Annotated in this window: 8 protein-coding genes; 3 read left to right on the plus strand and 5 right to left on the minus strand. The window is 41.1% G+C overall.

The window, feature by feature from the left end; translation table 11 throughout:
• Window positions 1-467: 467 nt before the first annotated feature.
• The 5 genes from RM347_RS29605 to RM347_RS29625 all read right to left on the minus strand — a co-directional run bounded on the left by RM347_RS29605 (window position 468) and on the right by RM347_RS29625 (window position 6,248).
• Complete coding sequence (locus RM347_RS29605; RefSeq protein ID WP_322715969.1) at window positions 468-887, minus strand: GNAT family N-acetyltransferase; 420 nt, start codon at window positions 885-887, stop codon at window positions 468-470.
• Between the two features lie 147 nt (window positions 888-1,034).
• The gene (locus RM347_RS29610) at window positions 1,035-2,369 is read right to left on the minus strand and encodes a GTPase family protein (protein WP_322715998.1); all 1,335 of its coding nucleotides are present in this window, start codon (window positions 2,367-2,369) and stop codon (window positions 1,035-1,037) included.
• Between the two features lie 29 nt (window positions 2,370-2,398).
• Entirely contained in the window at window positions 2,399-2,593 is a 195-nt protein-coding gene (locus RM347_RS29615) for a hypothetical protein (protein WP_322715970.1), read from the minus strand.
• 118 nt (window positions 2,594-2,711) lie between these two features.
• On the minus strand, window positions 2,712-5,360 hold the full coding sequence (locus tag RM347_RS29620) for a hybrid sensor histidine kinase/response regulator (protein ID WP_322715971.1): 2,649 nt from the start codon (window positions 5,358-5,360) through the stop codon (window positions 2,712-2,714).
• 189 nt (window positions 5,361-5,549) lie between these two features.
• Window positions 5,550-6,248, minus strand: coding sequence for a rhomboid family intramembrane serine protease (locus RM347_RS29625; protein WP_322715972.1), 699 nt, complete (start codon window positions 6,246-6,248; stop codon window positions 5,550-5,552).
• A 193-nt stretch (window positions 6,249-6,441) separates the two neighbouring features.
• On the opposite strand from RM347_RS29625, the gene RM347_RS29630 reads away from it, so the two are divergent.
• The 3 genes from RM347_RS29630 (at window position 6,442) to RM347_RS29640 (ending at window position 12,526) form a co-directional block, all read left to right on the plus strand.
• Window positions 6,442-8,571: a tetratricopeptide repeat protein gene (locus tag RM347_RS29630; RefSeq protein ID WP_322715973.1), complete on the plus strand. Its 2,130-nt coding sequence runs from the start codon at window positions 6,442-6,444 to the stop codon at window positions 8,569-8,571.
• Between the two features lie 236 nt (window positions 8,572-8,807).
• Complete coding sequence (locus RM347_RS29635) at window positions 8,808-11,234, plus strand: hybrid sensor histidine kinase/response regulator (RefSeq protein ID WP_322715974.1); 2,427 nt, start codon at window positions 8,808-8,810, stop codon at window positions 11,232-11,234.
• Window positions 11,231-12,526: a hybrid sensor histidine kinase/response regulator gene (locus tag RM347_RS29640; protein WP_322715975.1), complete on the plus strand. Its 1,296-nt coding sequence runs from the start codon at window positions 11,231-11,233 to the stop codon at window positions 12,524-12,526. Before RM347_RS29635 ends, RM347_RS29640 begins: the two co-directional genes overlap by 4 nt.
• The last annotated feature ends 237 nt before the right edge of the window (window positions 12,527-12,763 follow it).

The raw sequence follows: 12,763 nt of genomic DNA on the forward strand, positions 1-12,763 counted from the left end.
ACTAATAATTGAAAAGCATATACAGCAAAACTTTCAGGCTATCTTGCCCCTCATGACACGCTCGCTATATCTACCCCATATTCTGGGTATTACCCCAGACATTCGCTTCTGACTTAATCTTTCCTGCTCGCTGCATACGGTTAGCACCTACTCAGGAATTCGACCACCTGAGAGCATACGAGAGGTTATATCGTTCCGAATGACCACACTATGTACCAATAGAAGTGATACTATTCGCCGGGTTTATAGGAAGTGCATATTGGTCAATACAGTATTTGCCAACTCTTTATCCTGTGCCTTTTTTTGGCTCCAGCGCATTAAGCCTTATTTCGCTGGTTTCATGTAACGACGATTCAGACGCATCTTCAAGCTCTTGCTTTACTCATGGGTACTTTGCTCGATGCTTACCAACTTAGGCTGTTAGTAATAACACTTTTTCACCCCGCTTCAGGCTTTGATGGCTAGTCTCAAACCTGGGAATGATGATCAAAAAGATGCTGAAGTAGCAAAAACTGTGATTCTGTATTGACTTTAGTTTTGTGGACTGCGGGAGTAAACCATACATGACCAATTTCAGCACGACCATGATTTGCTGCGATCGCAAGTAATGCTACAATTCCCACTTGAATATTTGCTGAGTTTTCAAAGACTGTCCAAGCAAGAGGGTCAGATTCACTTACTAGGTTTATTTTTATCCAGTTTTTCATCGTGGAAGGATGATTAAATGGGCCGTAAAATAGATAATTCCAGACGGCTTCTTTTTCAGGAGTGCCGTGTGAAGCTGCATACAAGTTAACCACATCCCTTTCGGGAATTAAGGGCTTGAGTGTTACAAATTCACCGTTGAGTTGAAGAAATTCCGGTGGTTGCCAAGTTCGGTTTTGCATGATTTTATTGTTTCCCACACACAGATAATCTCATATCGAAACCACCTGCGATTCGATTATATGAATCTGCGGGTTATCAACCTATAGCAACCTATGGGCGGTATGTGGGAAATCCAGTGAGTGTTTGCTGAAATGGATTCTCGAGTTTTAACGTTTGATTCCCTTAAACCGTTCTTGCGCGGCTTTAAATGCTTCTTGCATCACCAACTGAATTCTTTGGGGATCGGGTTTCTTACCTCCCATTAAATCACCAAAGTAAACACAGGCTGCTTCCCCTAGTGCCCAGGTATAGGCGGCTGCCCAAGAGGCTGCGATCGCACTACCAAAACCTGGTATAAATTTAATTAACTCTCGTGCAATTGCCTGTGCTAAAAAACCACCTGCGATCGCACTCACAACGCCTCCCGCCTGAGATGGAGTAACTGTCTGCCCATATAATTTACCCAACAGACCCACCATTGATACTTGCAAGGCAGTTAGTACGGGCATTGTGGCAAATGGCAGAGGTACAGCGGCGAGGGTGGCAGACATAATCGAAAATGGCAAAATATAACGGCGTGCAGTATCTCGGTAAAGATTACCAAGTTGCTTTCCAGCTTCTTCTCGATCCAATAACTGATAAATCGCCTGGGCTTCTGCTTGTGGGAGTAGTTCTGCCAAGGAATCTCGCAGTGCTTCTAAGCCATAAAATACCGGAGTGTAGCCATCTTCTTCTAAGGTAAAGTCAATGAGTACAGAACGGTCAGTTATTCCTGCGAAGGCTTGCTGCATTGCGGCAAATGCGCGGTTAACTTCCTGATAATCTGGCGGATAGGCGGGATGATCGACGGTATCAAGAGGATAAACCTCGTGCAAGCAGGTAACTACCAACAGACAGGGAATGTCTGGATACTGCTGGCGCAGCTGTTTAGCAATTTGTCGTAGCGTGTCAGTTGCAAAATCATTGATTTTGACCGTTAGAAGCAGGATTCTGGCGGAACGAGTTTCCTTTTTTAAATCGCCAACTAATTCCTGAATGATTGTTTGAGTATCTTGTTTAACATCACCCAGTCCCACCGTATCAGTAAAAACCAGTAACGGCAGGTCATTGGAAGGATAGGCATAGCGTTGGGTGTGTTGTGTGTGAGGACGAAATCCCTGACCGACAATTTCAGCAGAAACTCCTGTCAACCCTCGGACAATTGAACTTTTTCCGGCTTGGGGTTTACCAATTAGCAGTGCTTCAGTAGTTGGCAGTTCGGCTCGAACTTTCTCTAAAATCTCTGCAACCTGAGTTTCACTCACACTAAACCATTCAACAACTGTCTGTGCCACTTGTTCTACGGGTAGAAGTTGCGTTAGATGTGTTGTTGCTTTGTTCCAGACACCACCCATGCGGTTTGTCCAGGAATTATCGACCGATTTGGTAGTTGCTGCATCGGTCGGTTCACTCAATTGCTGAGAATTAGTTGACGGTGAGTCAGCATCACGTTGCTCAGTCATTTCCATCCAAACGTAGAAGACCCTTTTACTCATCTTATAGCGATTCTCAAAGGGATAACCAGTACCGTTAGTAGTGTATAAACTTGGGCGATCGCGTTCTGGAGGTAGCGGTGTCTCACCCTCCTAGAGGAATCGTCGCCGTAGAAAAAGCTAGCAAGGGAAATTATTGTATCGACTGACAATGCCATTGTTCCGGCTAACAATGCTATTGTTTCGGCTTGCAATACAAAACTAAAGTTATAGAAAGATATACAACGCCCACAAGGAACGTGGTTTGAATTAGTCCTTAATAAAAAAGTTTTTTCGCCCACGAAACAGTCGGTATGTACCAATGACCAATGACTACTTTATCAAATCAGCGATCGCTTTCACCAATGCATCTGGATCTACTGGTTTGGAAATATGCATTTGAAATCCTGCTGCTAGTGCTTGCTGCTGATTCATTTCTCCTGCATAAGCTGTCAGAGCGATCGCTGGTACTTGTCCTCCTTGTTGAGGCGATCGCGATCGCACTTCACGCATCAGCATATAACCGTCTGTTTTTGGCATTCCAATATCGCTAATTAAAACATCGGGTATCGACTCAGATAGTGCTTGTAATGCTTCCTGTGCTGAGGATACGCTGGTTACTTCTATACCGTAGTCTTGCAAAATGAAGGTAACTAAGTCGCGGATATCTGGTTCATCGTCCACCACCAAAACTTGAGTGTCTGAAAAGAGCGAGGATTCAGGCTGACAATCTAAACAGTCATTCTCTTCAGGTGTAATCTGTTCACTTTTGACTAAAAGTGGTAGCTCAACAGTGAAGGTTGCACCCGATCCTTCTCCAGGACTTTCGGCTTGAACTTTTCCCCCATGCATCTCTACAACCTTACGCACGATCGCTAATCCTAAACCTAATCCCCCAAATGTCCGCGTAGTTGTGCCATCAGCTTGGCGAAAGTAATCGAATACATAAGGCAAAAAGTCTGGCAAAATTCCCTTACCTGTATCGCTGACCTGAATTTGAGCTTGGTTACCAACTTCCAGTAATCGAATTTCTACCCGTCCGCCTATTGGTGTAAATTTTACCGCATTGGAAAGTAGATTCCACACAACTTGCCCAAGCCGATTTGGGTCGCCCATCACTTGTCCAAAAGTAGGATCAAATATAGTCTGAATTTGAATTGACTTAGCTTGTGCTGCTAGTTGTACTGTCTCTAGTGCTGTTTCAACTACCATTACCAAACTGACTGGACAGATATTCAAGTTTAATTTTCCTTGGAGAATGCTAGACACATCCAATAAATCTTCAATTAGCTGAGTCTGTAACTTGGCGTTGCGTTCAATGGTTTCCAAGGCGTGGTGAGTGGTTTTTTCATCAAAATTACGAGTCCGCAGCATTTTTGACCACCCCAGAACGGAGTTGAGTGGGGTTCGCAGTTCATGGGAAAGAACCGCCAGAAATTCATCTTTGATTTTGTTGGCGATTTCTGCTTGTTGGCGTGCTTTCCGTTCTCGTTCGAGGAGGCGATCGCATTCTTGCTCGGCTGATTTGCGATCTGTAATATCCAGTACAAAAGCCACACCATTATCCTTAGAGTCATTCAGCAAAGCTACCCCCAAAACAATTGGGACTCGCTTCTCGTTGCGGTGGATGTACTCCTTCTCATAAATTTTGGAAACTCCAGTGGTTTGCACCTCAAAAAGGGCGCGATCGTCTAAATCCTTATACTCAACAGGAGTAATTTCTCTCCAATTAATTTTACCTAAGATGGCAAACTCATCATGAGTGTAGCCAGCTAGCTGGAGAAAGGCATCATTGGCATCAATAATAAAGCCATCCACATTCCAAAAAGCGACTCCAATCAGGTTAGATTCAAACAAACGCCGAAATCGCGCTTCACTTTCACGTAATGACTTTTCTGCCCGTTTGTGTTCTGTAATATCGCGAGAAACAGTAATTACGCCTTCAATGCTTTGGTTAGAATTCCGTAATGGTGTGAGGATGTATTCATAATAATGCACCCCATCAGCGGTAATATATTTACACTCATCCTTAATTGGCTGCCCAGTTTTCATGACAGCTTGTCTTTGATTATCTACCTGTTCTACAAGGTCTGCGGGAAAATCCAGGTCTTGCAAAGTTTTCCCGACAAGATCCTGGGGCTTGAAGCCTAATACAGTAGCTGCATCATGACTAACATACTGATAGCAACCTCTGCGATTAAAGATGTAAATATGATCGACTGAGGCTGTGAGGATCGCATTTAAAATATTTGCCTGTTCTTGCACTTGGGTTGCGAGTTCGCGAGTACTTTCTTCTGCCTGTTTGCACACAGTAGTTTCCATACAAACTCCGATCATTCGCACCGCTTGTCCACGATCGTCATAGATAAATTTTCCCTTGGCAGAAATCCAATGAACACTTTGGTCTGCTCGAACTATGCGAAATTCATCGTTGTAGTCAGTCTTTTGTTCTAAAGCGTGGGCGATCCCTTGCATCACAGATTGCTTGTCTTCAGGATAAACGCACTTCTGAAACGTTTCGTAAGGGCCGTCAAAACTACCTGGTAGCACACCAAAAAGCAATTCATAGTTTTCCGACCAGATGACTTGATTGGTAACAATATTCCAATCCCATAAGCCCATCTGGGAAACCTCTAGCGCTAACCTGAGCCGTTCTTCACTTTTCTTCAGAGAGGCTTCTATCTGCTGCCGCTCTGCAATTTCTTGTTGGAGCTGCTCTAAAGTGACTGCTATATCTGTTGGTACATTGAAGCCTGTGGATGCCCCTTGTTCAAGATGCGACTTGATCTCATATTCAAGTTGTTGAATATGGGGATATTCTAGTGCAAGTGCTAATTTTTTTTCTAGCTCTATTACTTGTCCTTCAAGCGCTGCTTGCCTTTGTTGATAATATAGTTCTGATTGCTCTAACTCAGATACACGCTGCCGTAGAACTGCTAATTCATCAGTGAGTTTAAAGTTAATTCGATCAACATTTGGCATCTTGCACATCACTTATAACTCAACAATACCGATTTGAAGAGTAGGCATCGCCTAATTTTATGAGTATGGATTTTTAAGTGAAAAAATGCAATCCATCAAAAGGCACATAGGAGTTTTAGCCGAAAGACATCCTCTGAGTTTAAGAGCAATGTCTAACGACAAAACGCTTTGTATCCAGCGGTGAATCAATCATTTCTTCAGACGCATGAAAACCGCACCAATTAATGATCCCACAACCTGCCCCACAAAGACAACACCCGATTGATTTACGCCAAGGGGGGGGATATTTAAACTGCCGATACCATAAAATAATTGTTGCACAAACCACCAAAATATATAGAAAAAGGCTGGAAGTTCGATGGGAATATACAAGATTATAAGCGGTAAAATTGTGTAAATTTTAGCTTTAGGAAACTTAATAATATATGCTCCTAAAATAGCTGCGATCGCACCATTAGCTCCAATCAATGGTACTGCCAAACTTGGTTCAGCCAAAATTTGTACAAAAGATGCGATCGCGCCAGCAGCCAGATACAATCCGAGATAGCGTCTATGCCCCAGAATATTTTCTACAGTCTTCCCAAAAACCCACAAAAATAGCAGATTTCCCAATATTTGGCTAAAACTGCCGTGCATAAATATTCCAGAAATTAGTGAAAATACTCGCAAAATTACAATTATCAAAGCAGCAGAGTTAAAAAAGAGAGCATTTGTAACTGCTCCACTAATCTGAGCAGGAATCACACCCCAACTACTGATAAAATAGCCTAATTCCCCACTAAATTCTAGTTTAAGTTCCCATAAAAATACAGCCAAATTAATGCCAATTAGCCAGTAATTAATAATCGGCTTACTCCGACAACGAATGTTATCACTAATAGGAATCATATAGATTTGTCATTTGTCATTTGTCATTAGTCATTGGTCATTTGTCATTAGTTATTACTTATTTTCCCCCTGCCTCCCCTGCCTCCTCTGCCTCCCCTGCTCCCCCTGCCCCCTGCCCCCTGCCTTCCCTACTCTCCCTTAACGTGTGGCAAGATTGAAATCAGATCGCATCGCACTTAATTAGGCAAACAAGATGCTGGGAAACACACTTGTAGGAAGATACCAAATTATTAGTAACTTGGGAGGTGGGGGTTTTGGTGAAACCTTTGTGGCTTGTGATACTCAATTACCCGGTTCACCTCCATGTGTCGTTAAGAAACTCAAACCCCAGGCAAGCGATCCCGTAACTTTGGAGACAGCTAGGCGTTTATTTGATACAGAAGCACAAGTTCTCTATAAATTAGGAACTCACGATCGCATTCCCCAACTTTTAGCTTATTTTGAGGAGAATGCCGAGTTCTATCTTGTACAGGAATTGATCGAAGGCCATGATTTGAGTCAAGAATTAATTTCAGGTAAAACCTGGAGTCAAGAGCAAGTAATTTCACTTTTACAAGAACTTTTGACAATCTTAGAATTTGTCCATCAACAGAATGTAATTCACCGTGATGTCAATCCCCGAAATATTCTCAGACGCCAACCAGATGGCAAATTGATTTTAATTGATTTTGGTGCAGTTAAACAAATTGCTACTCAAGTTATTGTTCCCCAAGGTCAAACCATCGCTACTGTGGCTATAGGTACGCCTGGATATATTCCTGGAGAACAAGCTCATGGTACGCCAAAATTAAGCAGTGATATCTATGCTGTGGGAATAATTGCTATTCAAGCTCTGACTGGATTATCACCAGAGGAAATAGCAAAAGATGCTGATACTAATGAAATTATCTGGCATCATCAAGCCACGGTAACGCCAGAATTCGCTCAATTATTAGATAAAATGGTGTGCTACGACTTTCGGCAACGCTATCCTTCGGCAACATTAGCGTTACAAGCGCTGAAAGAGTTAACACAATCACCTGCTGAAACAATAGCGTTAACTCCTATTTCTCCACCGAAGAATATAAACAAACCGCAACCCAAAAAAGGTATATTGGGTAAAATTTTACTAGCAATATTTGTAATTGGTGTTAGCGGAGTAGCATCAATATTTATTTTGAATCACATTAATTCGAATAATGCCATAGAATTATCTAAACAAGGAAATACGCTTTTTGATTTGCAACGCTATCAAGACGCATTAGCAGTATATGAAAAAGCCGTTAATGTTCGACCAGATTATGCTCAAGGCTGGAATGGTCAAGGTAAAACACTTTATAAATTAAAAAAATACAAAGAAGCACTAGCGGCGTATGATAGAGCAATTCAAATTAAACCAGATTATTTTGAAGCCTGGAGCGGACGAGGCTTTGTATTGGGAAGTTTACAGCGATATCAAGAAGCGATCGCCTCTTTTGACAAAGCTTTACAGTTAAATAATGATAACTCAGAAGTCTGGAATGCTAAGGGTGAAGCTTTCAGTAATTTAAACCAATATGACCAAGCAATTATATCTTATGAAAAAGCGATTGAACTCAAACCAGATAACTACGAAGCTTGGTACAAAAAAGGATTAGCTTTGCAGAATTCCAAGCGATATGAAGACGCGATCGCAGCCTACCAAAAAGTCGTTGATTTAAAACCAGACTACGAGCAAGCTTGGTATAATTTTGGAAACGCTCTAGTCAATTTGCGACGCTACAAAGACGCATTTACAGCTTATGATAAAGCTGTTCAATACCAGCCAAATTATTATCAAGCTTGGTTATCGAGAGGTAATGTACTGCTAAATTTAGCACGTTATCCAGAAGCAATTGAATCTTTTAATCAAGTAATTAAATCCAATCCCAGAAATTATAAAGCATGGTATAATTTGGGCTGGTCGCTGCATCAAAACCAACGCTATGAAGAAGCAATAAAATCTTATAATAAAGCAGCAACGCTTAAGCAAAATGACTATCAACTCTGGTATAATTTGGGGAATTCACAATACATTTTACAGAAATACGAAGATGCGATCGCATCTTATAATAAGGCAGTTCGTTATAAACCAGACCATTCTGAAAGCTGGTATAGCAGAGGCAATGCTCTACTAAATTTGAAACGGTTTCAAGATGCGATCGCCTCTTACGATCGAGCAATAAAATACAAGCCTAATTACCAACAAGCAATAGACGGCCGCAATCAAGCCCAGATTCAACTGCAATCCGAGCAACCAAAGCCTATAATCGTGCCAACTATCCCAGTTCCTAATCCTACTAATTCACCGCAGACGAGGCCCTAGTACATTAACAATTCGTAATTCGTAATTACGAATTGTTAAGAACATTACTTATAGCCAATAATTGGAATTTTTGTTGATTTTCAAGAATATTTTGAAATCAAAACTTCTAATTAGTGGCATTACTATAAATTTCTTATTTATTTTACCAAAAGCTGTGAGCATCGGTAATTTCTGGGGAAGTCTAAAGATAACCTAGAATTTCTTCTTACCGAACTATGTGATTAAGGAGCTAACCCTTGATACAACAAAACTCCAGCCTATCGGCATCTGACAGAAAAAATCATCCCTCACGAAATTTACTAATTCGATTTATTCTTGGCGGCACTACTCTTGTAGTCAGTATTTCTGCCTATTTCAGCTATCAAGCCGCTAGAAATATGATGCTCAAAGATTTGAGACAGAGCGCTTTTTTAGAGGTACAGAGAGGAGGTGCTGAAATTGAGGAGTGGTTACACCTTCGCCAAGTGGAGGTACAAACCCTAGCTAATACTTCAACTGTAAGCTCCTTAAACTGGTCTGTGGCAAAACCCTATTTAAAAGCAGAAGTCAAGCGGATTAATGAATTTTTCTTTTTCCAAATAGCTACCCCAGATGGTTCATATTCCAATACAAAAGTTGGTCGATCAAATAAAAATATTCAGGATCGAGATTACTTTCAAAAAGCAATTACGGGAAAAAGCAACATTTCCGATCCCTTCATTAGCCGTTCTACAGGAATTCCTTTAATTGCGATCTCCACCCCGATTTGGTCAAATTCTGCTAGCAGTAGTTCACCGATAGGGGCCTTTCAGGGCAATGTGAGAGTTGATCGCATTGCAGAGGTTGTCAACTCCTTGCACTACGGTACGAACAGCTATGCTTTTGCTCTCAATTCCCAAGGACAAGCGATCGTCCATCCTAACTCGGGGTTAATGTCAACCTTAGAAAAACCTGCACCCAGCCTGCTGAAAATTGGCGATCGCAATTTAAATGCGATCGCGCAGCGGATGGTAAACAAACAACAGGGAATTGAGTTAATGGAAATTGACGGCACTAAAAAGTATGTAGCTTATCTGCCGTTGCAAGCCGCTAATTGGTCTGTGGCTTTGGTGATTCCTCGCCAAAATATCGAATCTCGATTGCAATTCCTCGATTTGACCGCCTTAATTGTCGGTGGACTGGCATTCACCATGATTACTGTGTTGTGGCAAGTGCAAGCATTTGAACAAGCTGAACTGAAAAAATCTAAAGCTGCAGCTGATACAGCCAACCATGCTAAAAGCGAATTTTTAGCCAACATGAGTCATGAACTGCGAACGCCCTTAAATGGCATTCTCGGTTGTGCCCAAATTTTGCTGCGTTCCCCAGCTTTACCGAATCAAGAGCAATATCACGTCAATATTATTGAACAATGCGGCTCTCATCTACTGACTTTAATTAATGACATTTTGGATCTATCCAAAATTGAAGCGAAAAAGCTAGAACTGCATCCAGATGATCTGCATTTCCCCTCCTTTCTGCAAGGAATTGTCGAAATCTGCCACATTCGGACAAAACAAAAGGGCATTTTGTTTGTCTATAAACCCGGGATCAACTTGCCGACGGCGGTTCATGTTGATGTCAAAAGATTACGTCAGGTGCTATTAAATTTGTTGGGAAATGCGATCAAATTTACAGATGAAGGTCAGGTTACTTTCAATATTGAAGTAATCGATCAACCTCCCAGTGATGGGCAAACAGTGAAACACCGCCTTCGCTTTACCGTAGAAGACACCGGAATTGGCATAACTCCCGCAGAATTGAGCACAATTTTCTTGCCATTTGAACAAGTAGGTGAGAAAAAGCGCCAAGCTGAAGGCACTGGACTGGGTTTAGCTATTACTCGGCAGTTAGTACAGATGATGGGTAGCGATATCTATGTTAAGAGTCAGATCGGTCAAGGGAGTAGCTTTTGGTTTGAATTGGAGATTCCCGAAGCAACTGACTGGGTACAATCTGCGATCGCTGTATCAGAGAAACAAATCATTGGCTTTGAGGGTAGCCCCTACACCATCCTGATGGTTGACGATCGCTGGGAGAATCGCACAGTGATTACAAACTTACTACAACCACTGGGTTTTAATGTAGTTGAAGCCAGCAACGGTAAAGAAGGTTTAGAAATAGCGATCGCCCTCAAGCCAGACTTGATCGTTACAGATTTGCTGATGCCAGAAATGGATGGGTTTGAATTAATTAAACACCTGCGTCACACTCCAGAAATTCAGAATGTCAAGATTATCGTCTCTTCCGCTAGTGTCTTTGAAGCCGACCAACATCGCAGTCTGCAAGCTGGAGGTAACGCCTTCCTCAGCAAACCTATACAGGTAGATGAATTATTGGATCAATTAAAACGTTACTTAAATTTGGTATGGATTTACAAGCAGTCTCAGCCTGATGCAGAAAAAGCCAAAGAAGCAACGATAGCAAGTGTTCAATTAACTCCTCCTTCCCCCCAGGTGTTGCAAGAACTAGTCACCTTAGCTAGTAAAGGTAACTTCAATGCCATTCTCAAGTGGGCCGATCAACTGGAGGAAACAGACACAACCTTCGTGCCATTTTCTAATGAACTACGGCAATTAGCAAGGGAATTTGATGAAGATTTAATCCTCAATTTCTTGACTCAATATGCAATGGAAACAGTATGAAAACTACTATTGGAGACCAAAAAAATTCTATCAATTACACTCCTTCCAGGGGAATTATTTTAGTCGTTGACGATAACCCTGCCAATTTACAAGTTTTATCCAGCTTTCTAGATCAATCTAGCTTTGAAGTTTGGGCAGCACGCAGCGGTGAAAAAGCCCTTCAGCGATTAGAAAATGATGATTTACCGGATTTAATCTTGCTGGATGTAATGATGCCCGGTATAGATGGTTTTGAAACTTGTAAACAGCTAAAAAGCAATCCTCGTGTCCAAGATATTCCGGTCATTTTTATGACAGCCCTCTCAGAAACTGCTGATAAAGTCAAAGGTTTGCAATTGGGAGCCGTAGACTACATTACCAAACCTTTTCAGCATGAAGAAGTCTTAGTACGAATCGAAAATCACCTCAAGCTGAGAAATTTGACGAAAGCCTTGAGCGCTAAAAATACCGAATTACAACAGACTCAAACTCAACTGATTCAAGCAGAAAAGGTAGCAGCTTTAGGTCAACTGACAGCAGGAATTGCTCATGAAGTTAATAATCCCATCAATTTTATAGCTGGCAACTTAAATTTTGTTGAACAGTATGTACAGGAGGTAGTTAGTTTACTCTCTCTCTATCAAAAATATCTGCCCGATCCACCAGACGAAATTCAAACCGCAATTCAAAAAAGCGATCTCAACTTTTTGTTAGATGATTTGTCTAAAATTATTCAATCCATGCAAGTTGGTACAGATCGCGTTACAGAAATTGTGTCATATTTAAACAACTTCTCGCGGCACAGAGAAGCTGGTAAGAAACTAGCTAACTTGCATCAAGGGTTAGAAAGTACATTACTCATTCTCGGACATCGGTTTAAACGGAATGCTCATCACCCAGCTATCAAACTAATCAAAGAATATGGAAATTTGCCACTTGTTGAGTGTTTCCCTGGCGAAATAAATCAAGTTTTTATGAATTTAATTTGTAATGCAATTGATGCGATTGAAGAAACGTATAAGAATAAAGAACTTGATGCAATTTATGAACATCCTGGTGTGATTAAAATTAAAACTGAGGCAAGTGGAGAGAAAGTTATTTTAAGAATTGCCGACAATGGCTCAGGTATAGACAAAGCAAACCAAACAAAAATATTTGATGCTTTTTACACAACAAAACCTGTCGGTAAAGGAACAGGACTTGGTCTATCTATTGCTTACCAAATTGTGGTTAATAATCATCATGGCAAGCTCACATACCATTCCAAGGCAGTTGAAGGGATAGAGTTTATCATTGAACTACCCGTGCAATAAATTTTAATTTACAAAGTTAATAAAATAAAATATTAATTTTTTATGTACTAGTGTTCTATCTCATTAATTTTGCGGGTTTCGTAGTGAGTGCTCAAGCACTCAAGCCAAGGAATAAAGTCCTAGCTACGAACTGACAGACATTTTTAATTGAATATCTCACACATATAGAGGCACAATATATTGTGCCCCTACTCGGATTTTAAAATTGCTGTATGTAACAAGTTTATGCATCTAAAA

The organism is Nostoc sp. ChiQUE02 (genome assembly GCF_034531305.2).
GTDB lineage: Bacteria > Cyanobacteriota > Cyanobacteriia > Cyanobacteriales > Nostocaceae > Nostoc.